This window comes from Paenibacillus sp. R-74696, from assembly GCF_055814915.1.
In genome coordinates, this window is the sequence record NZ_JBPULM010000026.1 from 327,479 (window position 1) to 349,009 (window position 21,531).

General features: G+C 50.4%; 22 protein-coding genes and 1 tRNA gene. 3 read left to right on the forward strand and 20 right to left on the reverse strand.

Going from position 1 to position 21,531, the window contains the following annotated elements:
- Positions 1-126: 126 nt before the first annotated feature.
- On the reverse strand, positions 127-1,164 hold the full coding sequence (locus tag ACSR9A_RS10220) for a sugar-binding transcriptional regulator (protein ID WP_056032491.1): 1,038 nt from the start codon (positions 1,162-1,164) through the stop codon (positions 127-129).
- 251 nt (positions 1,165-1,415) lie between these two features.
- Here ACSR9A_RS10220 and ACSR9A_RS10225 point away from each other — a divergent pair.
- Positions 1,416-1,487, forward strand: a tRNA-Arg gene (locus ACSR9A_RS10225).
- 230 nt (positions 1,488-1,717) lie between these two features.
- Entirely contained in the window at positions 1,718-2,299 is a 582-nt protein-coding gene (clpP, locus tag ACSR9A_RS10230) for an ATP-dependent Clp endopeptidase proteolytic subunit ClpP (RefSeq protein WP_341280502.1), read from the forward strand.
- A 189-nt stretch (positions 2,300-2,488) separates the two neighbouring features.
- On the opposite strand, the gene ACSR9A_RS10235 is transcribed toward clpP, so the two are convergent.
- The 5 genes from ACSR9A_RS10235 to ACSR9A_RS10255 all read right to left on the reverse strand — a co-directional run bounded on the left by ACSR9A_RS10235 (position 2,489) and on the right by ACSR9A_RS10255 (position 6,683).
- Entirely contained in the window at positions 2,489-2,758 is a 270-nt protein-coding gene (locus ACSR9A_RS10235) for an HPr family phosphocarrier protein (protein ID WP_046234108.1), read from the reverse strand.
- 97 nt (positions 2,759-2,855) lie between these two features.
- Positions 2,856-3,785 carry a DNA-binding protein WhiA gene (gene whiA, locus ACSR9A_RS10240; RefSeq protein ID WP_341280501.1) on the reverse strand — a complete coding sequence of 310 codons (930 nt, stop codon included), beginning with the start codon at positions 3,783-3,785 and terminating at the stop codon, positions 2,856-2,858.
- A 6-nt stretch (positions 3,786-3,791) separates the two neighbouring features.
- Complete coding sequence (locus ACSR9A_RS10245) at positions 3,792-4,778, reverse strand: gluconeogenesis factor YvcK family protein (RefSeq protein WP_473757049.1); 987 nt, start codon at positions 4,776-4,778, stop codon at positions 3,792-3,794.
- Positions 4,779-4,790: 12 nt separating this feature from the next.
- Entirely contained in the window at positions 4,791-5,678 is an 888-nt protein-coding gene (rapZ, locus tag ACSR9A_RS10250) for an RNase adapter RapZ (RefSeq protein WP_341280499.1), read from the reverse strand.
- 54 nt (positions 5,679-5,732) lie between these two features.
- On the reverse strand, positions 5,733-6,683 hold the full coding sequence (locus tag ACSR9A_RS10255; RefSeq protein ID WP_341280498.1) for an ROK family glucokinase: 951 nt from the start codon (positions 6,681-6,683) through the stop codon (positions 5,733-5,735).
- Positions 6,684-7,153: 470 nt separating this feature from the next.
- Between ACSR9A_RS10255 and ACSR9A_RS10260 the strand changes: the two genes are divergently transcribed.
- A complete protein-coding gene (locus ACSR9A_RS10260) occupies positions 7,154-7,720 on the forward strand; it encodes a glycerol-3-phosphate responsive antiterminator (RefSeq protein WP_473757050.1) in 567 nt (188 codons plus the stop codon).
- A 171-nt stretch (positions 7,721-7,891) separates the two neighbouring features.
- Here ACSR9A_RS10260 and trxB read toward each other — a convergent pair whose 3' ends face one another.
- The 14 genes from trxB to lgt form a co-directional block, all read right to left on the reverse strand.
- Positions 7,892-8,839 carry a thioredoxin-disulfide reductase gene (gene trxB / locus ACSR9A_RS10265; protein ID WP_473757051.1) on the reverse strand — a complete coding sequence of 316 codons (948 nt, stop codon included), beginning with the start codon at positions 8,837-8,839 and terminating at the stop codon, positions 7,892-7,894.
- Positions 8,840-8,899: 60 nt separating this feature from the next.
- Complete coding sequence (locus ACSR9A_RS10270; RefSeq protein ID WP_473757052.1) at positions 8,900-10,651, reverse strand: tetratricopeptide repeat protein; 1,752 nt, start codon at positions 10,649-10,651, stop codon at positions 8,900-8,902.
- Positions 10,652-10,879: 228 nt separating this feature from the next.
- Positions 10,880-11,830 carry a ribose-phosphate diphosphokinase gene (locus ACSR9A_RS10275; protein ID WP_338554036.1) on the reverse strand — a complete coding sequence of 317 codons (951 nt, stop codon included), beginning with the start codon at positions 11,828-11,830 and terminating at the stop codon, positions 10,880-10,882.
- Between the two features lie 141 nt (positions 11,831-11,971).
- Positions 11,972-12,778, reverse strand: a complete 807-nt coding sequence (gene hisJ, locus ACSR9A_RS10280) for a histidinol-phosphatase HisJ (protein ID WP_473757053.1) — start codon at positions 12,776-12,778, stop codon at positions 11,972-11,974.
- 66 nt (positions 12,779-12,844) lie between these two features.
- Positions 12,845-13,579 (reverse strand): bifunctional phosphoribosyl-AMP cyclohydrolase/phosphoribosyl-ATP diphosphatase HisIE, encoded by a 735-nt coding sequence (gene hisIE, locus ACSR9A_RS10285; protein WP_473757054.1) that lies wholly within the window; start codon positions 13,577-13,579, stop codon positions 12,845-12,847.
- Complete coding sequence (gene hisF / locus ACSR9A_RS10290; protein ID WP_473757055.1) at positions 13,576-14,334, reverse strand: imidazole glycerol phosphate synthase subunit HisF; 759 nt, start codon at positions 14,332-14,334, stop codon at positions 13,576-13,578. The genes hisIE and hisF overlap by 4 nt, the downstream gene beginning before the upstream one ends.
- Before the next feature lie 150 nt (positions 14,335-14,484).
- Positions 14,485-15,102, reverse strand: a complete 618-nt coding sequence (hisH, locus tag ACSR9A_RS10295; RefSeq protein ID WP_473757057.1) for an imidazole glycerol phosphate synthase subunit HisH — start codon at positions 15,100-15,102, stop codon at positions 14,485-14,487.
- Position 15,103: 1 nt separating this feature from the next.
- Positions 15,104-15,703 (reverse strand): imidazoleglycerol-phosphate dehydratase HisB, encoded by a 600-nt coding sequence (gene hisB, locus ACSR9A_RS10300; protein WP_430160547.1) that lies wholly within the window; start codon positions 15,701-15,703, stop codon positions 15,104-15,106.
- 73 nt (positions 15,704-15,776) lie between these two features.
- Positions 15,777-17,054 carry a histidinol dehydrogenase gene (gene hisD, locus ACSR9A_RS10305; protein WP_473757088.1) on the reverse strand — a complete coding sequence of 426 codons (1,278 nt, stop codon included), beginning with the start codon at positions 17,052-17,054 and terminating at the stop codon, positions 15,777-15,779.
- Positions 17,055-17,150: 96 nt separating this feature from the next.
- Positions 17,151-17,759 (reverse strand): ATP phosphoribosyltransferase, encoded by a 609-nt coding sequence (hisG, locus tag ACSR9A_RS10310; RefSeq protein ID WP_341282825.1) that lies wholly within the window; start codon positions 17,757-17,759, stop codon positions 17,151-17,153.
- 32 nt (positions 17,760-17,791) lie between these two features.
- Positions 17,792-19,024, reverse strand: coding sequence for an ATP phosphoribosyltransferase regulatory subunit (locus ACSR9A_RS10315; protein ID WP_473757058.1), 1,233 nt, complete (start codon positions 19,022-19,024; stop codon positions 17,792-17,794).
- Positions 19,025-19,280: 256 nt separating this feature from the next.
- On the reverse strand, positions 19,281-19,784 hold the full coding sequence (locus tag ACSR9A_RS10320; protein ID WP_473757059.1) for an acyltransferase: 504 nt from the start codon (positions 19,782-19,784) through the stop codon (positions 19,281-19,283).
- A 1-nt stretch (position 19,785) separates the two neighbouring features.
- Complete coding sequence (ppaX, locus tag ACSR9A_RS10325; RefSeq protein WP_473757060.1) at positions 19,786-20,442, reverse strand: pyrophosphatase PpaX; 657 nt, start codon at positions 20,440-20,442, stop codon at positions 19,786-19,788.
- A 125-nt stretch (positions 20,443-20,567) separates the two neighbouring features.
- The gene (gene lgt / locus ACSR9A_RS10330) at positions 20,568-21,524 is read right to left on the reverse strand and encodes a prolipoprotein diacylglyceryl transferase (RefSeq protein WP_341280485.1); all 957 of its coding nucleotides are present in this window, start codon (positions 21,522-21,524) and stop codon (positions 20,568-20,570) included.
- Positions 21,525-21,531: the final 7 nt, after the last annotated feature.

Here is a 21,531-nt window from a genome sequence, read left to right on the forward strand (position 1 = left end):
TGAAACTTATACTTTCTTACTATTTCAAGCAAAAACGACTTCAACGTCCTTCTAGGACGAGCGAAGAGCTTTGTCGGAGAAATATAAGTCCTATTTATAAGCTGTAACTTATAAATTCTTATATTTTTATGGAGCTGAGCCTTCAATAATCGCAATGATTTCTAGTGCGGCAGCTTCATCAGTAACTAAAACATCATTGTGTCCAAATCGCATAACTGCTGCGATCGCTTCGCCTTTGCTTTTGCCTCCGGCTACTCCAATAACAACTTCAGTCTTAACAATATCCTCGAGCCGTAGTCCTACCGTCGGCATCTTGTGAACCACTTGCCCGCTGCGATCAAAATAAAAACCGTAGGCTTCCGCAAGTGCCCCCTCCGCTTCAATACCCTGCATCGTCGCCTCATCAAGCTTCCTACGCCGAGCCATCACCATAGCGTCTCCGATGCCGTGCACGACAATACGCGCCCTGCGGATCACTTCTATAATGTCCTGGATATTCGGTTCCTGCATAATGGGAGCATAAGCTTCCTCTCCAAGATGATCAGGAACGTGAAGCAGCCGATAATTGGCACCTGTCCGCTTCGCCATGGTGGAAGCAATCGTATTCGCCTGATAATCGACGCTTTCGCCTAGTCCGCCTCTTGCAGGCACGAACCAATTGGTTTTAAGCGGCGCCACGGCCGAAAGCTGATTTGCCACCTGAGCAGTCGTCGTACCGCCTGTAACGGCAATGACGTCGCCTTGCTCCATCGCTTTGCGCAGTACCTGTCCTCCTGCTCTGCCGAGTTCCCGCTTCGTCTGCGCGGATACATCAGAATCGCCGGCCACAACAACAACCTGGCTCAGCCCAAAATAACTTCTGATCTTCTCCTCAAGCTCCGACAAGCCGAAAATCGTCTGCACAAAAGGCTCAAACTGTTCCAGCAGTTCTTTGCCGGGTTCACTGATCCTCATGCCGGAGGCATGAATTTCAAGCAAGCCCTGTGACTTTAGAAAGTCCGTTTCTGCTCGCAGCACTCTCTCCGTCATACCCAACGTTGTCGCAAGCGTTCTGCGGCCGATTAGATCAGAGAGCATAACCTGGTGCAGTATCCTGTAGCGCTTCCTCATCACGTCGAGCAAATCTGGCAGAAGCTGCTGCTGCAATTCAATCATCTGGCGCATCTTCTAATTATTCACTCCACCCGTACTAAGTTAAGCGAAACTGATACTCATGCATTACGGTGGACACGAAACGTCCCATGCTTTCGTTTTAAGTCCCACCTCTATTTTACCGAACTTGATCTAACATTTCAAGTCAACAATTTCGTATGAAACCGTTTACCGACACGATTTTATCAAATTTATTTTTGATAGCTGGCTTGATTTCTATTCGTATTTAACCTATACTAAATCTTGCTGTTACTTTTATACATGCGCCCGTGGTCCAATGGATATGACGTAGGCCTCCGGAGCCTGAGATCTAGGTTCGATTCCTAGCGGGCGCGTTCTGATTAACCGATAACGATTTGCAGCGAGCAGTAGGCGTTTATGAAGCCTATTATGTGGCCACCCTGATGAAAGGGTGGTTTTTTTATTTCGTTTTTTAGCTATGAAACGGCATGCGTCCGAGAAAAATCTGATTTGTCTGACTATCTTTGACTTTTAACGTTTCATCCGCTATTATGATGTTACGGCAATATCAATCTTGTTATTTTTCGGAGGAGGTTTACAGGATATGAATTTCGTCCCTATGGTTATTGAGCAAACTAATCGCGGAGAGCGCTCCTACGACATCTATTCCCGGTTATTGAAGGATCGTATTATCTTCTTGGGCTCGGGCGTCAATGACGTTGTAGCCAACTCCATCATCGCACAGATGCTGTTTCTGACAGCAGATGACCCTGAGAAAGACATCTCCCTTTACATTAACAGCCCTGGCGGTTCGATCACCTCGGGTATGGCAATCTATGATACGATGCAATACATCAAGCCTGACGTATCCACCATTTGTGTAGGTATGGCAGCATCGATGGGCGCTTTCCTGCTTGCAGCAGGCGCCAAAGGCAAGCGTTACGCGCTTCCGAACAGCGAGGTTATGATTCACCAGCCGCTGGGCGGCGCTGAAGGCCAAGCGAGCGACATCGAAATCCGTGCTCGCCGCATTATCAAAATGCGCGACCACCTTAACGGAATCCTGTCCGAGCGCACAGGCCAACCGCTTGAGCGCGTTGAGAAGGATACCGATCGCGACTATTTCATGAGCGCCCAAGAAGCTTGCGCGTATGGTCTGGTTGATAAGGTTATTGAGAAAATCTAAATCATCCATCATTCATATGGGTGCATAACAAAACAAACCCGGTTCAGGCGAACCGGGTTTGTTTTGTTATGCACTCTTTTTCAATAGGCTTATATTTCAAAAAAACCGCCCTGGATCACTCTGATCCAAAAGGCGGCATGGCCAAAAGATATGGTTATGAGCAGACGAGTCCCTGCTGCATAAGGCTTCTTATTGGTTCTCGAGCTCTTCCTTGCTTACCAATGCAGCTAAAGCGTTTACAGCCTGTTCTGCGTCCGAACCTTCCGCACTTATGAAAACTTCAGTGCCCGAACTGATTGCCAAGCTCATAATTCCCATAATCGATTTGGCATTCACTTTCTTGTCGTCTTTCTCGACGAATACTTCAGATGAAAATTTATTAGCTTCTTGTACGAATAATGCTGCAGGTCTTGCATGAAGACCTGTTTTTAGTCGAACGACAACCGGAAGCCTTGTCATGGAAACCATACCCCCTATATCTTATTCAATCCTTAATTATGCCGATAATTTTAAACTCATTGTATCATTATACCATCGGAAACATGAAGTTAAAAGTTTAGCCGTTGCGTATTTTTTCAGCAAGCTCGTCAATTTTGCGAAGCCTGTGGTTTACGCCTGACTTGCTCACTGACCCTTTGAGCAGTTCTCCAACTTCCTTCAAGTTCAGATCGGGATGCTGCAGGCGAATTTCAGCGACTTCCTTGAGCTTATCCGGCAAATTTTCAAGGCCTAGCTCGCGGTCCAGCAGTTTAATATTATCAATCTGCCGCACGGACGCGCCGATGGTCTTGTTCAGGTTCGCTGTCTCGCAATTGACGATTCGATTGACGGAATTGCGCATATCGCGCATAATTCGCACATCCTCGAATTTAAACAGCGCCTGATGAGCGCCAATAATGTTCAGCAGCTCAATAATTTTCTCGCCTTCCTTAATGTAAAAAATAAAGCCTTTCTTCCGCTCGATGCAGCGTGCATTCAGCTCGAACTTATTGGCTAGCTCCACTAATGAGCCGCAATACTCCTCATACATCGAAGAGATTTCCAAATGGTACGAAGAACCCTCAGGGTTATTCACTGAACCTCCAGCAAGGAAAGCACCACGCAAATATGAACGTTTGCAGCAAGACTTCTTAATCATCGTCTTATCAATTCCAGAGTTGAATACGAAACCCTCAGATACGATATGAAGCTTGCTTAATATAGATTGTACCATTGTTGGAATACGTACGATATACACATTGTTCTTTTTCAGCCGCATTTTTTTCCGAACCAACAGCTCGGTGTGTACCTCAAAGTGCCTTTTGACCAGAGAATAAATACGACGGGCTATTGCAGCATTTTCTGTTGAGATGTCCAAAATGACTTTGCGGCTGGATAAGCTGACAGAACCATTCATCCGAATGAGCGCGGAAAGCTCTGCAAGCTCACAGCAGGAATCCGCTTCAATAAGCGTAAGTTCCTTTTTTGTTTGTGCCGCAAACGACATGGTTTGTCACCTCTTTCTAATCATCCAGTTTTCCACTAGCTTATAAATATGATGGCTTAGACGCTCGGCATCATGCCTTAGAAACGTCTGGAATAAAACAAAACGATCCGCGATAACCTCGCAGCCCTTGCTGCGAATAGCTTCCAAATCAATAGCGACGGGCTTCGCGCCCATCTCTGCGTATTTGGCTTCCACTTGCGGTGAAATTTCACCATTGTTCACAATGACATAATCGAATAATTGCAGGCCGATATGGGCCTCAATCGCATTCATATGATCCGATACCGTATAATTGTCCGTCTCACCCGGCTGCGTCATCACATTGCATACAAACAGCTTGACGGCGCAAGATTCCGTAATCGCTTGAGCCAGCATCGGAACAATCAAATTCGGCATAATACTCGTGTACAAGCTTCCCGGCCCAATTAAGATGGCATCTGCTTGTTCAATCGCTTTGACCGCTTCCGGCAGCGCGTGCGCATTCTCCGTATCAATGAATACACGTTTAATCGCTTGACCCGCCTTTGGAATCATCGACTCGCCAATGACGATCGAGCCATCGGCCATTTCCGCCTTAAGCACAATGGCCTGGGCTGCGGCAGGCAAAACCCGTCCGCGTACCGCCAGTACCCTGCTCAGCTCGCGTACGCCCGTCACAAAATCGCCTGTGATGTCAGCCATAGCAGCCAGCATTAAATTGCCAAGGCTATGCCCCGCTAGTCCTGTACCTGAATTAAATCGGTATTGCAGCACCTCTGCGAGCAGCGGCTCGGTGTCGGCAAGTGCCATCAGCACATTGCGAACATCGCCTGGAGGCGGAATTTGCAGCTCATTGCGCAGCACGCCGGAGCTGCCCCCATCATCAGCAACCGTGACGATGGCTGTAATATCCATAGGCTTTTCCTTAAGCCCGCGCAGCATAACGGATAATCCTGTGCCTCCGCCAATGACCACGATCTTGGGAGGCGCTCCTATTTTGTGCCTGTTCTGCATACGTTCCCTCCGTTAATGCTTGTCGCGGTCGGAATCGCGATGGCTGACGCGTACCCGTTCCGTATCACTGCTTCCCAGCACACGGCCCAAGTATTCCGAAATCGCCACCGAGCGATGTTTTCCTCCGGTGCAGCCAATGCCGATAACGACCTGGCTCTTCCCTTCCTTATGATAAAGCGGAAGAAGGAACTGGAGCATGTCAACCAGCTTAGCCAGAAACGCCTGCGTTTCCGGCCATTTCATCACATATTCATAAACCTCTGGCGTCTGGCCGGTATTTGGGCGCAGATGCTCAATATAATGAGGATTAGGCAAAAAACGCACATCATAAATTAAATCCGCATCAATCGGAATACCATATTTAAAGCCGAAAGAAATGACATTGACTGATAAGCTATTTTGCTCCAGGTTCGTGAACTTGGAAATAATTCGCTCTTTCAGCTGTGCGGGCTTGATGCTGCTCGTATCAATAACCAGCGAAGCAGACCCCTTCAGGTCCTCCAGCATTCTGCGTTCCAGCTTGATGCCGTCCAGCGGCAAGCCGTCGGGCACAAGCGGGTGGCGGCGGCGGCTTTCCTTATAACGTTGAACAAGCACGCCATCCGTCGCATCCAGGAACAGTATCTCACAGCTTATGGTAGAATGGTCTTTAATATAACTTAAAGACTCCGCTAAAGCTGTAAAAAACTCCCTGCCGCGCAAGTCAATAACCAATGCGACCTTGCCGATCTTCCCGTTTGATTGCTCAATCAGCTCAGCAAACTTTGGGATAAGCACCGGGGGCAAATTATCGACGCAGAAGAAGCCAAGATCCTCCAGACTTTGTACAGCAATCGTTTTGCCCGCACCTGACATCCCTGTAATAATAACAAGCTTCGCTAGTGCTGCTGCCGTCTCCATCTTCTTCTCCTCCTCACAAGCGGGGAAAATGTCCCTGTTATCCTATGTTTATCGCTACGAGCGCAAAATCAATCCAGCCGCGCCAACGACACCTGCATTGTTGCCGAGCGTAGCAGGGATGATTTTCACGCCATCCTGCGCTTCTTTCTGTGTATACTTCTCGAATACTTCGCGAATTTGATCGAACAGAAAATCGCCGGCTTTGGATACGCCGCCGCCAATAATGAAGCATTGCGGATTCAGCACGACTGCCATGAGCGCCATCGAGCGTCCCAAATAATACGCAGCACGGCTTACAATGCGTATAGCCACTTCATCTCCAGCTTTCGCTGCATCGATAACGTCCTTCGCCATAATATCTGTCACTTGAGCAAGCGTCGTACGGTCGCCGCGCTCAACGGCATCCTTCGCCATACGGATAATGCCCGTTGCGGAAGATACGGTTTCCAGGCAGCCCATTTTGCCGCAGCCGCACTGGATCGCTTCGAGATCCGGCACAATCGCAATATGTCCAAGCTCGCCAGCCATACCCGCAAAACCTTCAACGATTTTGCCACCGATAATAATACCGCCGCCAACGCCTGTACCAAGCGTATAGCATACGCAGTGATCGATGCCCTTGCCCGCGCCAGCCCAGGCTTCGCCCAGCGCTGCCACGTTTGCATCATTGTTTACCAGCACTTTAGTTGCAAGCTTGGCTTCCAAATAATCTTTCAAATTTACGTCGCGAATCTTCAAATTCGGCGCGAACTTAATATAGCCCGTCGGAATGTCCAAGAAACCGGCTATTCCAACGCCTACGCCGCCAACCTGCTCCCATTCATAGGAAGATTCAGCGACGATGGCACGCGCATAAGCAGCAATATTTTCAAGGATAGCATCCGTACCTTTATTCGTTTCTGTGGGACCTTCATACGTATGAAGCAAATCCCCGTTCTCGTTGCACAATCCGACCTTAATTGCCGTTCCGCCAACATCGATTCCAACGTAAATCTTTTGAGACATTTGCAGTCCACCTCATTAATATGTTAATCTTCTCTGTCCACTATAAGCGAAGCTCCTCCCTCTGGTCAAGGCGGGAAGCTCCTTGCTGCCGCTGGATTTGCACGTTGAGTTCACCCCGTATATCCATTAGACTAGGGTCAAGGTGAAACGGCTGTCGCCGTCCTTTGGCGGCGTGGCGCGTTTCATTCCGAGAAATATAGAGAAGGGATGGGAAAACCATATCCTTTCCTATATTTCAAGCGTAAACGGCTTTGCCGTCCTCTGGCGGCAAGGCTTTCGTTTCGCGATGAAATATAGAGAAGGGATGGGAACATCACATACTTTCCTATATTTCAAGCGTAAACAGCACGATCTCGTCCATCAAAAGGTGAAGTCCGTTTCACATCGGAACCGAAGCAGCCTATACACGCCTAGCTGACCGCATATTATAGATCCATGAATCCACATCCGCGAGAAGGAGGTATTCGTCCTTGCCCTTTCACAACCAGCAAATATTGCCTGCTCCACGAAAAACGAAGGATTTGGAAAAGCTGATGACTTCTGACTTCTCTTATATTGTGCTGCTGGAGACGCATATCAGCCAATTGAAGAGCATTTTCGAGCTGGCGAATGCCCATGGCAAAAAAATTCTGCTCCACGCCGATTTAATCGGCGGTCTCAAAAATGACGAATACGCCGCAGAATATTTGTGCCAGATGATTCGACCGGCCGGGCTTATTTCTACGCGCGGCGCCGTTATTAGTACAGCAAAGAAAAACGGCCTCATTGCGATACAGCGCTTGTTCCTGCTGGACACGCACGCACTGGAGAAAAGCTATGTGCTGCTGGAGCGCACGAAGCCTGACTATATTGAAGTGCTGCCAGGCGTCATGCCGCATATTATTCGTGAAGTTTTTGAACGGACGGGCATCCCGATTTTTGCCGGTGGACTGATCCGTACTGTAGCAGATGTAGAAAATGCGACTGCCGCTGGCGCTTCAGCAGTGACCACCTCGCGCAGCGAGCTGTGGACGCACTTCGCTTCTACGAACAAATAGTTTTATTCAGCAGCTCAATACCGCTCGGCTCCATTTTGCGCTATCAACATATGCTAGGACATCGTTCTCCTGCTCTGGAGTGCGGCCTGGACAAACGGGCACACAACAAATAAAATAACCCTCTGCCTTATTTATCAGGCAAAGGGTTATTTGCTCTATTTTAATCTAAGCTTACAGAGATTGGCTCCAGTCATGCGTCATGCTGCCTTCAAGGAAACGTTCACAGTCAAGCGCCGCCATACAGCCGCTGCCGGCAGCGGTAATCGCTTGGCGATATTTGCTGTCCTGCACGTCGCCACAAGCGAAAATACCCGGAACGTTCGTCTCGGAAGTGCCTGGCTTCACTGTAATGTAACCATGCTCATCCGTATCGATTTGTCCATTAAGGAAGGCCGTGTTCGGCGTGTGGCCAATCGCAATGAAAATACCGTGCGTCTCAATGACTTCTTCACTGCCTGTTTCATTGTTGCGTACTTTAAGGCCAGTAACGCCCATTGGCCCAGCTACAACCTCAACTGGCGTGCGGTTTAGGCTCCAGTCGATTTTTTCATTTTCGCGTGCGCGGTCTTGCATGATCTTGGAAGCGCGCAGCTCATCGCGGCGATTTACAAGCTCTACATTCGTCGCAAAGCGAGTAAGGAAGCTAGCTTCCTCCATAGCGGAGTCTCCGCCGCCAACCACGATGATTTTCTTGCCGCGGAAGAAAAATCCGTCGCAAGTGGCGCAGGTGCTGACACCGCGGCCTACGTTTTCTTTTTCTCCAGGAATGCCTAGATATTTGGCTGAAGCGCCCGTAGAAATGATAAGCGACTCGCCTACGTATTCACCTTTGCCTTCTACTTGCAGCTTGAACGGTCTTGCTGAAGTATCCACGCTGTTTACCCAGCCTGTAATAAACTCTGCGCCGAAACGCTCTGCTTGCTTGCGCATATTAGCCATCAAGTCTGGACCCATAATGCCATCTGGGAAGCCCGGAAAGTTCTCTACCTCTGTCGTCGTCGTCAATTGGCCGCCCGGCTCCGGTCCTTCAATAACTAGCGGCTTCATGTTTGCACGAGCCAAATAAATCGCAGCCGTCAGTCCCGCAGGACCCGTACCGATAATAATCGCTTTATACATCCTGTAACCCTCCTTAAATTTTGCCCTATCCCTATTATATTTTACAGACACGCCTGCTCGCTATTCCAGCGGCTCATCTGGCGCAAATACCGAATTGATCGAACGCATCTTTTCCTTTATGCCGCACACTTGATCGATTCGCTTCGCATTTTTGCTGACCGTTGCAATGGAAGTGCCATAACGAACGGATACCTCATGATACGAAATCGTGCGCCGATGCATCTTGGCCGTCAAATATTCCAGCGCTGCGGCCCAGCCTTCCACCTTGCTGAGCTTCGGAACGTCCGGATATACCCGGCTTAGAAACTCGACCCACAGCGTCATCAGATCATGCTGTTGGATTAGATCATAACGCTTGTTCATTCGCGAAAGTGCAGCCTCGACAACTTCCTGCCACTTGGCTTCCCATACGGGCAGCCTTGAAGGAACACGATTCGGTTCGATGACCGTTTCCTTGCCCTCCAATATGGCCTGCAGCGGCTCCTGTACATCAATCGTACGCAGAACGAAAATCGCAATCCGCTTCAAATAGTCATCTTCGCCCGGTTCGATCAGAAACGCCTTAAGCGCATCCTTTACTTCATTGTCAGCAATCATGCCGAGCGCCTGGATGACCTGCAGCTTCGTGTTGCGATCACCGTGGCGCAGCGCCCAGAAGAAGGAGGAGCGGACGAGCGGGTCGCGCTTCAAATGGTCGGGCAGTCCATCCGAGGAGTTTTCCCAAAGCTTGAACTGCTCCTCAAACGGCAAATGATAATGGTAGCTGACCGCTGATTTGTGCTGCCCTTGCTTCACCAGCTCCAGCTGTTCCATATAATAGCGAGGAATATTCGATTTTGGATCTAGCTTTGCTGTCTGCCGCCAAAGCCGCTCGGCCTCATGGAACCGCCCAATATTGCAGGCCGCTACAGCCGCATAATGGTACAGGCAAGGGTCCTGATTCAGATCAGGGTCCTTCAGCAAGCGAAGGAAGTGGCGGTAAGCCGCCTCATGCTCGCCAAGAATCCCCATCGTCGTAGCCAGCTTAAATACATGCTCCTCATGAAAAGGCGCTGTCTTGCGCAGCAGCTCCACTAGTGGAGCCAAACTTTTCTCGTCCTCTGCATGCTGATAAAAGATCGCCAAATTGCACAAGGCATGCAGGTTGCCCGCATCAATATCCAGCGCTTCATGTATCGTTTCCATCGCCTTATCAAACAGGCCCATATAATAATAAGCGAGCGCCAAATTGTTGCGTGCTGCCAGAAACTCCGGCTGCGCCGCAATAATGTCCTCCAGCAGGCGAACCGCCTCAGTAAACTTGCCTTCCTCCAGAAGCGTGCGTGCCTGATCGTGCTCGAACAGGCCTTCACGCGCCTTAATGCTCGTTACCCGCGTTGGACGCTCCAGCTCATAATCGAGCAATTCCATCATTTCTTCCGCCTCATCGAGGTACTGCCCATCCGCATCCTCTTCGAGATAATGCACCAGTGCCCCTTCAGCGGCTTCATATTGTTCCATGTTGGCATAGTTGTTCGCCATATAGAAATGGCATTCCGTCATCGTAGGATCAAGCTCATCGACGATCCAATGCAAAATTTTATTGGATTCCTCATAGTTGCCCATTTCCGATAAAATGCCTGCCATATTACAATGGTTAACCGGATTTTCCGGCTCATATTCCACAGCACGGCGAAAATATTTGAGTGCCTTGTCATAGTGGTATCGGTCCAACGAGCGGACAGCCCGTTCGAAAAAGAATGTGGCATCCCACTGAACAGGTATGATTTTCGTCTTTGGGTCAGCTGTGGCTGCGCGTTTCTTTCCCTTCATTGGCAAGGCACCTCCCGGAAACTTCATTTTCTACGATTATAACATAGGAACGGTCAACTCGCGCACTCAAACTAAAGGAAACGCTCCGCCGCGGCCGCTACTGCCCGCGCTCCCTTGGGGCAACAGGCAAAAAGCTATGAAAATAGCGGACGTTTTAATAACCGCCCGCGATTTCATATAAGTATTTATGCTGTTTTTGGTAAGGAGTCCATAAGGTGAAACGGCTAGCTACACGCCTGCGTTTTTGAACAGGGTGCTGATCGAACCGCCTTCAATAATGATGCGTGTTGCTTCCGCAAGCAGTGGAGCAACCGACAGCACAGTGAAACGGTCCGGACGATTGTCAGGCAGGAGAATAGAGTCGGTTACGACTACTTCTCTAATACTTGGAATATCCAAACGCTCAATAGCATTGCCGGAAAACAGAGGGTGAGTAGCGCACACGTACACATCTTCCGCGCCACGTTCCTTCAAGCTTTCGACTACATTGACAATCGTTGTGCCGGTATCAATCAGATCCTCGATAATAATCGGTGTCTGGCCTTCAACATCACCAATAACATGGGTAATCGATGATTCATTGTGTGCCGGACGCTTCTTGATCATAATCGCGAACGAAGTGTCCAAGTAGTTGGCAAGCTTCTCGGCAGTTGAAGCGCGTCCTGCATCTGGCGATACGACAACTGGGTTTTTAATATTCTTCGATTTCAAATAATCGCTGAGCAGATCAAGAGCTGTCATATGATCGACCGGAATATTAAAGAAGCCCTGAATCGCTGGTGCATGCAAGTCAATCGTAACGACGCGGGTCGCCCCAACTGTCGTCAATACGTCTGCAACCATTTTTGCGGTAATCGGTTCCCGCGGCGAGGATTTACGCTCCTGACGGGCATAACCGTAATACGGCATAATGATGTTAATGGTTTTCGCCGAAGCCCGTTTCGCCGCATCAATCATTACGAGCAGCTCTACGAAATATTCGTTGATCGGATGCGAAAACGATTGAACCAGAAATACGTCGCAGTTCCGGATGGTTTCTTCATAGTGGACATAAATTTCGCCACTCTTGAATCTAGACATCTTAATGGCGCCGAGCGTCAATCCTAAATCCGAAGCAATCTTCTGAGCTAGTTCCGGATTAGACGATCCCGAGAAAATACGCAACTTGTCGCTTAACATAATACCCTCCTGAGCGTTTAAACCAGATAAGTTTTACCTGACTAGGCTTTCAATGCGCAACGCCTGCTTGCCCTAGCTTGTACTCTGGGCACAGCCCGTTTGCGCTTGGTCAATACCATTATACATCGAATTGCTAATAATTCAAAAATCAATACTGACTAATTTTCGACGATCAAAGGTCGCGAGCTGCGAAAAACCGACTTCTTTCAACATCAGACGCGCTTGATCAAGGTATTGTGCCAGTCTTTCTGGCTGATGCGCGTCCGAGCCGACCGTAATGGGAATGCCCAGCTTATGCGCATATTCCAGCATTCTACGGCTAGGAAACATTTCCTCCGCTGGCGTCCGCAAGCCTGAGGCGTTCAATTCAATCGCAACGCCATGCCGCTTGACAGCTTCAAGTGCTGCATTTTCCAAATGCGTCACATCTTCCTCCGGTTTAAAGCCAAAACGCTTGATTACATCGATATGCCCAATAAAATCATAAAGCCCTGTGGCCGCCGCCTTCTGCACCGCATCATAATACTGCTCATACACCGCCAGCCGGTTTTTGCCTTCCCAGCCATGCGTCTGGCGAAAATCGGTAATATCCCACTCGCCTAGAAAATGCACCGAGCCAATTACGTAATCGAACGGATACGCTTTAAGAATATCCTCGATCTGCCGCTCGTAGCCTTCGATATAATCCCCTTCTAGGCCAACACGTATATCGATTTGATGTCTGTACTTCTCCTTAAGCGTCAAACATTCCTCGACATAACGCGGCAGCTCTTCCATCGGCATAGCCATCTCTGGATAATACGTTGCCGGATCGACATGGATTAGGGGCAGATGGTCGGACAGGCCGAGCTGATCAAGCCCCAGTTCAATGCCCTTCTGAACATATTCCTCCAGCGTGCCCACTGCATGCCCGCAGCGAACATGATGCGTGTGGTAATCGATTAGCATAAGACCGCCCCGCCTTCCCCTTTTACTGATATGAATGAAAACCGCAAAACGCGGCAACCCGCCTAGCTAGGCTTTGGACTGCTCGCGTTTCATTGCATTATTGCTGGCTGGTTTCCCGTGACGCTGCACCAGCTCCTGCATCACATCATCGAGTGGCAGGCCTCGCTGTCTAAGCAGCACCAGCAAGTGAAAAATCAAATCGCTCGCTTCAGAGCGCAGCTCGTCGTTATCCTGATTTTTCGCCGCGATAATCGCTTCGGTTGCTTCCTCGCCAACTTTTTTAAGAATTTTATCGATGCCTTTATCGAATAAATATGTCGTATAAGCACCTTCTGGACGCTCCGCATGACGCTCGGCAATGACGGTTTCCAAACTTCCCAAAATGGCAAAACGATCGCCACCTTGGTGGGCTGCACCTGCAGCTGCCCCAGTTAACGCAGAATCTACGCTGGAATTGGCCTCATTTGCTTGATCCGCCAGTTCGATATCATTGAAAAAGCAGCTATAGCTTCCTGTATGGCAAGCAGGACCGACTTGATGCACACGTACCAACAGCGTGTCGCCGTCGCAGTCATAGGATAAAGACTCAATGCGCTGCGTGTGGCCGCTCGTTGCGCCCTTGTTCCACAGCTCGCTGCGCGAGCGGCTCCAGAACCAGGTCGAACCCGTTTCCACCGACAACTTGAGCGAATCCTCGTTCATATAAGCGAGCATCAGCACTTCCTTGCTCTGCGCATCCTGAACGATCGAAGGCACAAGGCCGTCTTCGCTCCACTTAATCTGCTTTAACCAGTCTGTCATCTGACCTCCACGCCCTTCTGCCGCAAATCATCCTTCACTTCGCGAATCGTCATTTCTTTGTAGTGAAAAATCGTCGCCGCCAGCGCAGCGTCCGCCTTGCCTTGAGCGAAAACATCACTGAAATGCTCAATGCGGCCGGCTCCGCCCGAAGCAATAACCGGAATGCCCAGCTTGCCGGATACAGCAGAGGTCAGCGGCAGATCAAAGCCGTCCTTCGTGCCGTCTGCATCCATGCTCGTCAGCAAAATCTCGCCGGCGCCCAGCTTCTCAACCTCGCTCGCCCACTCCAGCGCTCTAATGCCTGTCGCCTGGCGGCCGCCGTGCGTATAGACTTCCCACTCGCCCCATGCAGCGTTAAATTTTGCGTCAATCGCAACAACGATGCATTGGGAGCCGAATTTGCGCGAGCCATCGCGCACGAGCGAAGGATTTTTAACTGCGGCCGTATTAATGCCGATCTTGTCCGCCCCTGCGCGCAGCAGCCGCTTCATGTCATCCACATGCGAGATGCCTCCACCAACAGTGAACGGAATCGTAATTTCGCCCGCCGTGCGCTTGACGACCTCGATCATCGTAGCCCGGCCTTCAACAGAGGCGGAAATATCGAGAAATACGAGTTCATCCGCGCCTTCGCGGTCATAGGTAGAAGCTAACTCCACCGGATCGCCAGCATCGCGCAGATTAACGAAATTTACGCCTTTAACGACACGGCCGTCTTTGACATCGAGGCATGGAATAATGCGTTTTGCCAGCATTTTGCACGCTCCTTTATATTAAACTCATCTAGTGGTGCGACTGTTACATACAGCCTGTAGATATTCATTTTTTGTGAAAAATAACGTTTTTCGATCGATACATACATGGTGCTGGAAAGTGACCTCCAAGTGATGGAGCCAGCGACTAGGCTAGGCCTTTCCGCTGCCAGTCAATGAGAGGAAGTTTCCAAGCAGCTGCATGCCAAGCTCGCCGCTTTTTTCCGGGTGGAACTGCATGCCGTATACTTGCTCACGCCCAACGATAGCCGTTACCTGCTGATAATAATCGGTCGTAGCCAGCAGATCGCTGCCCTGCTCTGGCTTTGCATGGAAGGAGTGGACGAAATACACATGGCCCTCTTCCAGTCCTGCGAATAGCGGGCTTTGCTCCTGCTCAAAGCTTAGCTTGTTCCAGCCCATATGCGGGATTTTGTAGTCGCCTTGGAAGCGAATGACCTTGCCTGGCAGAAGACCGAGGCCCTCGTTGTCGCCGTATTCCTCGCTCGCGGTGAACAACAGCTGCATGCCGAGGCAAATGCCAAGCAGCGGCTTGCCAGAGTCGGCATATTGCTTCACAACCTCACCCAGCTTCGTCTCGCGCAAATTGCCCATCGCATCACCGAAAGCGCCGACACCTGGCAAAATCGCGCCATCCGCTGCTAAAATTTCCTGCGGATCATCCGTTACAACCGTTTCATAGCCCAGACGCTCAACCGCCTTGCTGACGCTGTGAAGGTTGCCCATGCCGTAATCGATGATCGCAATCATGCTACAGCACTCCTTTCGTCGAAGGCACTCCTTGTACGCGAGGATCAATGCTCGTCGCCTCATCCAGCGCTCGGCCAAGCGCCTTGAATACCGCTTCAATCATATGGTGCGTATTTTGGCCGTAATGTACGATAACATGCAGCGTAATGCGCGCTTCTAGCGCAAGCTTCCATAGAAACTCGTGTACCAGCTCCACAGAGAAGCTGCCTACTTGGCTTGAAGGATACTCCGCGCGGTATTCGAAATGCGGGCGGTTGCTCACATCGATAATAACCTGAGCCAGCGCCTCATCCATCGGCACGAATACGCTTGCGTAACGCTTGATTCCGCGCTTGTCGCCGAGTGCTTCACGCAGCGTTTGCCCGAGGCAAATGCCGATATCCTCCACCGTATGGTGATCGTCGATTTCAATATCGCCTTTCGCATTGACCGTCAGGTCGAACTGGCCGTGCTTCGTGAACAAATCCAGCATATGGTTCAGGAAAGGCACATCCGTCTCAAGGTTGGCCGTTCCGCTTCCATCTACCGAAAACGCCAGCTTGATGTCTGTTTCATTTGTTTTGCGAGCTACTTCCGATACGCGTCCTGTCAATTCCGCCATTACCGATTCCTTCTTTCTTCCCGTAAAATAAATGTTCGCTTTGCTTCACATTTGCTCATCCTAGTCTTGCTCGTTACCGCCCTTCGCGCTCCAAACGAATTTGAATGGCCCGCGCATGAGCTTCAAGCCCTTCCTGCCGGGCCAACGTCATAATTTTGTCGCCATTGGCGAGCAGCGCTTCCTTGCTATAGTAGATCAAGCTTGATTTTTTTAGAAAATCATCCACATTGACCGGCGAGGAAAATCTCGCTGTCCCGTTCGTCGGGATGATGTGGTTCGGTCCGGCAAAATAATCGCCAACCGGCTCCGAGCTGTAAGGGCCGAGGAAGATTGCCCCGGCATTTTCGATCATGCCGAGCAGACTCATTGGATCGGCTGTCAGCACCTCCAGATGCTCAGGCGCCAGCTTATTCACGACGTCGATGCCCGCTTTCAGTGAATCGACCATCAGCACGGCGCCGTAGCTGTCGATAGAGGCACGCGCAATTGCTTGGCGCGGCAGCGTCGCCAGTTGGCGCTCCACCTCAGCAGCTACCGCGCTTGCGAGCTGCTCCGACGGCGTTACGAGGATGGACGACGCCATCTCGTCATGCTCCGCTTGAGACAGCAGGTCAGCGGCAATATAAGCCGGATCAGCAGATTCGTCGGCAAGCACGACGATTTCGCTCGGGCCGGCGATGCTGTCGATATCGACGGCGCCAAATACTTCACGCTTAGCCAGCGCGATATAAATATTGCCCGGCCCGCAAATTTTATCAACAGGCGCAATCGTTTCCGTACCATGGGCGAGTGCGGCAATCGCCTGCGCTCCGCCTACGCGGTACATCTCCTTGACCCCTGATTCCGCAGCGGCCACGAGAATACCTGGATCAATGCCGTCCCGTCCGCCAGTCGACGGCGGCGTGACCATTACGATTTCCGGCACGCCAGCCACCTGGGCCGGAATAACATTCATGAGCACGGACGACGGATACGCCGCCTTGCCTCCGGGCACATAGACGCCGACCCGCTTCAGCGGGCGCAATATTTGCCCGAGCAGCGTCCCGTCCGGCTGCAGATCCATCCACGAGTTGCGCTTCTGCTTCTCGTGGAAAGACCTGATGTTGACAGCGGCCTCGCGGATCGCTGTCAGAAAAGCGGCGTCCACCTGCTCATACGCCGCATCAATTTCCGCCTGCGTCACGCGCAGCTCCGCCGCCGTCAGCTCTGCCCTGTCCAGCTTTGCCGTATAACGCAGCAAAGCGGCATCTCCTTCTTTGCGGACGTCTGCAATAATCGTCCGCACCACTTCATTTTGCTCCGGCGATCCGTATTCCACCTCGCGCTTCAAACCGAACTGCTCTGCTCGCATAATTCTCACAATCGCCAACCCCTTTCCTTTAAAGCTCTGCACCGTCTGCTTTGTGGCTCTGTTTCAACTACTTCTATAGCTTGTGCTTCCGCAATCCTAAAGCTTCGCACCAAGCGTTTCCTGCAATCTATCACAGAGGCTTTGAATCGCCTCGTTCTTCATCCGATAGCTGACGCGGTTCGCAATCAAGCGGCTCGTAATGCCGAAGATGGACTCCATCTCGACCAAGCCGTTTTCACGCAGTGTCTGCCCTGTCTCTACCATATCGACAATGCGGTCAGCGAGGCCAATAAGTGGCGCAAGCTCAATCGAGCCGTTCAGCTTAATCACCTCTACCTGCTGCCCCAACTCGCGAAAATATTGCGAAGCCACATTCGGATATTTCGTCGCTACCCGCGGATTTATAACCGGCTTCCAGTCCGGCAGCCCGATTACCGACATCCGGCACTTGGCAATGCCAAGATCCAGCAGCTCGTAAACATCTTTATTTTCCTCCATCAGCACATCCTTGCCGACGATTCCAATATCTGCGACGCCATATTCCACATAAGTAGGCACATCTACAGGCTTTGCCATTATAAACTCCATGCCTGCTTCCGGCAGCTCAATGATCAGCCTGCGCGTATCGTCAAAATCACTTGGAATCGGCAGTCCCGCTTCGCGAAACAGCTTGGATGCCTGCTTGTAAATCCGGCCTTTTGGCATAGCCACCTTCAAAATCTCTCTGCCTGCTCCGCTCACTTGCCATCCCCTCCAAGCATTCCATTCAATCCTTCGGTAAACAGTAAAAACTCCACATATTCTACGCCTTTGAAAATAAACCGACCAGACGTGTTCTTCGAAAGCTCCGCTGCTTCTTCTTGCCCGATACGCTCTGTCACAACTGCCGCTCCTTGGCTTCTCAGCTGCTGCGCGATTGCCAGCGCCGCTTTGCGCTCCGTCTCATCGTAGCCAATCAGCACGCGCTCTACTTTAGCAGGCTCATCTTCATTGCCGAGCACTTCCAGTATCCGCGTCGTCTTCAGCGCAAAGCCTGTTGCTGGAGCCGGACGGCCGAATTGAGCAAGCAAATTATCGTATCTTCCGCCGCTCACTACAGGGAATCCAAGATCCGCCGCATAACCTTCAAAGGTCATGCCTGTATAATAAGAGAAATCGCCAATCATCGTCAGATCGATCAGCACATGCTCGCTTAGTCCGTAAGCATCGAGCACGTCCCACATCTCGCATAAATGCTGGATAGACGCCTGTGCCGTCTCATCTGCGCTTAATTCAAGCGCCTGCTTGCATACCTCCTGGCCGCCGCGCAGCCTTAAAATCCCTTCCAGCTCGCGCTTTACAGGCTCCTCCAGCGACAGCTGGCGCAGCTGCTCCCGATAGCCGACGTAATCGCGTCCCAGCAGGCACGCTTTAAGCTGCTCCTGCTCTTCCTTGCGTCCAGACAGCGATTCCTCGAACAGTCCGTTCAGGAAGCCGACATGACCAATAGCAATCTTGAAACGTTTTACGCCAGCTGCCTTCAAGGAAGCAATAGCGAGCGCCACAACCTCCGCATCCGCATCAGCCGAAGCATCGCCAACAAGCTCAACGCCCGTCTGGAAAAACTCGGCTTCCCGGCCCGCTTCCTCTTCAATTGCACGGTACACATTCGCATGGTACGACAGTCGCAGTGGGAATGGGGACTCCTTTAATAGCGAGGATACTACACGCGCAATAGGTGCTGTCATATCCGAACGCAGCACGAGCGTTGTCCCACGGTTGTTGAGCAGCTTAAACAGCTTTTGGTCAGAGGTAGAGCTTGCTACCCCTACGGTGTCGTAATATTCCATAGTTGGCGTAATGATCTGCTCATAGCCCCAGCCCTGCATACAGGCAAGAGCCGCGTGCTCAATTCGGCGCAGCTTTGCAACAGCCTCCGGAAGATAATCTTTAACACCAATCGGTTTCTCAAATACTTTTGGTTTAGACATCTATTTTCACCCACAATTCACTTTAGTATGTTAACGCGTTGCCATATTAGCGATCTGCCAAAATAAAGTACCTAGACGTTATGGTAACATGAAGCTTCTGCTCCGTCAAGATTAGAGCTTTCCCGAATATTACGATTCATAATGAAGATGCCAAGGTTGAAGAAAGCTGCTACTAATACAATAGGTGCTTCCATGAACATGAATAAAGCTGATGCTCGATAGGCCATCAGCTTTATTCACGTTGGAATTAGCAGATTTAGCTGTGATCCTCTGGGCGGCTCCCTTTTCCAATTTCCCGAATCGGGTTCCCGCCAACGAAAGCATGGGCTGGCACATCCTTGTAAACGACTGAGCCAGCGGCTACCACCGCATGATCGCCAATCGTAACACCCGGCAAAATCGTCGTGTTTGCACCAATCATAACGTTCGCCCCTATGATCACATCGCCAAGCCGGTATTCGCGAATTAAATATTCATGCGTAAGAATCGTCGTGTTGTATCCGATAATCGTATTATCCCCAACCTCAATCCGTTCCGGGAAAAAAACATCCACCATCACCATCAGCGCGAAAGCGGTATGCTGACCAACCTTCATGCCAAGCACACGGCGATAGATCATATTTTTGACCGGCAAAATCGGACAATAACGGGCCAACTGAATAAATATGAAATTACGAACCGCCTTGAAGCTGCTGACCGTGCGATAGACCTGCCAGAGCGCATTAGGTCCCTCTACCGGATAACGTTCGACATTACGCAATTTATCTCCGCTCCAATCCTGCGAAAGCGTACAGCTCCCGCATATCATCAATGACATACTGAGCGCCAGAATCTCTAAGCAGCTGTGCCCCCTTCATCGACCAGGCTACACCAACGGGCAAAGCACCAGCCGCCTCAGCGGATAAAATATCGACGGAGCTGTCGCCCAGCATCAATGTCGTCGCCGGATCTGCACCAAGCACAGCAATCGCCATGCTGACAGGCTCTGGATGCGGCTTCGGATGTGTGACATCATCAATGGTCACAACCGTGTCGATATAGTCGCTCAAGCCGACATATTTCAAGCCGCGCTCTGTCGTCAGACGCATTTTCGTCGTTACAATGCCGATCTGAATGCCCTGTTCATGCAAATTTTTAATAACCTCTACCACATAGTCGAAAGGCTTAACGTATTCATCGTGCAGACGAAGGTTTACTTCGCGATAAGCCGCTACCAGATGCGTTACATCCTCAAGCCCAGAAAACTGCTGCATTTGCATCGTTAAAGGCTGTCCCATGCTTGGAATAATATGCTCTCTGTTGAAATCCGCCGGAACGACACCTTTCAGCGCATCCAGAAACGAGCGGATAATCAGTTCATTCGTATCAATAATGGTACCATCCAAATCAAACAGCATCGTTTTTATGTTACCTAGCACATCTGTCTCCTCCTAAATCCACTTTAATGCTTCTCTATAAGCCTTTCAAAAAGCCTTACAAAAACATAACGGCTATTGCCTTCGAGAAGGCAATAGCTCGTCTCATCTGAATTTAACTTTTACCTTTATGCTTTTGGAGCATCATCCGTTGCAATAGCCGCATGCTCCACCTTCGTGGATACGATAGGATCGGAATAATGCTCTTTGGCAGCTCCTGTTTTGCGGCGAATCACGATAAAAGCGATGGCGCCAACAATAAGCAGCAGCGCAAGCAGCTGAGAAATCCTCAGGTTGCCATAAGACGGGTCCAAATAGCCAGGCTGGAACAAAATCGTCATCGGTGACCAAAGAGCGTCCACAAGGTTTACGAGCCATGCTGGGCCATGGAAGGCCAAGCTGTCCGTACGCACCATCTCAATGTAGAAGCGGCCAAGGGAATACCAAATGAAATAGCTAGCTAGCAATTCACCCGCACGCAGGAAGCGTTGACGACGCAATACGCAAAGCAGAATGATACCTACAAGACTCCACAGCGATTCGTATAAAAAGGCCGGGTGATGGAAGACGCCATTCACATTCATTTGATTCACAATAAAGGAAGGCAGGTGAAGCGTATCACGCAGGAAGCTTTCCTCTACGGGACCGCCATATGCCTCCTGGTTCATGAAATTGCCCCAACGGCCAATCATTTGACCGGCAAGCAAGCCTGGCACGCACACATCGGCGAGTCTCAAGAAACTGTAGCCCTTGTAACGGAAATAGAAGAATCCGCATAGGAAGGCACCGATCAACGCACCGTAAATGGCTATGCCACCCTCCCAAATTTTAAACACATCGAGCGGGTTCTCCTTATAATCTTCCCATTTGAAGGCAACATAATATATGCGAGCACAGATAACAGCGGATGGAACGCCAAGCAGCAGCATATCCATAAAGAAATCCGGCTTAATGCCAAAGCGTTTGCCCTCTTGTATCGCCAGCAGCAAGCCTACCAGGGCAGCTGTGCCGAGAATAATGCCATACCAACGAACAGTTAGGGGACCCAGCGAAAAAGCAATCGGGTCAATTAGCGATGTAAGCATCTTTTAT

Bases quoted from the DNA above. Each gene is read 5' to 3' on its own strand.
- ACSR9A_RS10245 (WP_473757049.1), bottom strand. From the start codon at position 4,778: ATGCAGAACAGGCACAAAATAGGAGCGCCTCCCAAGATCGTGGTCATT.
- lgt (WP_341280485.1), bottom strand. From the start codon at position 21,524: ATGCTTACATCGCTAATTGACCCGATTGCTTTTTCGCTGGGTCCCCTA.
- hisF (WP_473757055.1), bottom strand. From the start codon at position 14,334: ATGCTGGCAAAACGCATTATTCCATGCCTCGATGTCAAAGACGGCCGT.
- whiA (WP_341280501.1), bottom strand. From the start codon at position 3,785: ATGTCGTTTGCGGCACAAACAAAAAAGGAACTTACGCTTATTGAAGCG.
- ACSR9A_RS10315 (WP_473757058.1), bottom strand. From the start codon at position 19,024: ATGTCTAAACCAAAAGTATTTGAGAAACCGATTGGTGTTAAAGATTAT.
- ACSR9A_RS10275 (WP_338554036.1), bottom strand. From the start codon at position 11,830: ATGTTAAGCGACAAGTTGCGTATTTTCTCGGGATCGTCTAATCCGGAA.
- ACSR9A_RS10270 (WP_473757052.1), bottom strand. From the start codon at position 10,651: ATGAAGGGAAAGAAACGCGCAGCCACAGCTGACCCAAAGACGAAAATC.
- rapZ (WP_341280499.1), bottom strand. From the start codon at position 5,678: ATGGAGACGGCAGCAGCACTAGCGAAGCTTGTTATTATTACAGGGATG.
- hisIE (WP_473757054.1), bottom strand. From the start codon at position 13,579: ATGACAGACTGGTTAAAGCAGATTAAGTGGAGCGAAGACGGCCTTGTG.
- hisJ (WP_473757053.1), bottom strand. From the start codon at position 12,778: ATGCTAATCGATTACCACACGCATCATGTTCGCTGCGGGCATGCAGTG.
- ACSR9A_RS10235 (WP_046234108.1), bottom strand. From the start codon at position 2,758: ATGACAAGGCTTCCGGTTGTCGTTCGACTAAAAACAGGTCTTCATGCA.
- ACSR9A_RS10255 (WP_341280498.1), bottom strand. From the start codon at position 6,683: ATGTCTCAAAAGATTTACGTTGGAATCGATGTTGGCGGAACGGCAATT.
- ACSR9A_RS10220 (WP_056032491.1), bottom strand. From the start codon at position 1,164: ATGCGCCAGATGATTGAATTGCAGCAGCAGCTTCTGCCAGATTTGCTC.
- trxB (WP_473757051.1), bottom strand. From the start codon at position 8,839: ATGTATAAAGCGATTATTATCGGTACGGGTCCTGCGGGACTGACGGCT.
- hisG (WP_341282825.1), bottom strand. From the start codon at position 17,759: ATGCCAAAAGGCCGGATTTACAAGCAGGCATCCAAGCTGTTTCGCGAA.
- hisB (WP_430160547.1), bottom strand. From the start codon at position 15,703: ATGGCGGAATTGACAGGACGCGTATCGGAAGTAGCTCGCAAAACAAAT.
- hisD (WP_473757088.1), bottom strand. From the start codon at position 17,054: ATGCGAGCAGAGCAGTTCGGTTTGAAGCGCGAGGTGGAATACGGATCG.
- hisH (WP_473757057.1), bottom strand. From the start codon at position 15,102: ATGATTGCGATCATCGATTACGGCATGGGCAACCTTCACAGCGTCAGC.
- clpP (WP_341280502.1), top strand. From the start codon at position 1,718: ATGAATTTCGTCCCTATGGTTATTGAGCAAACTAATCGCGGAGAGCGC.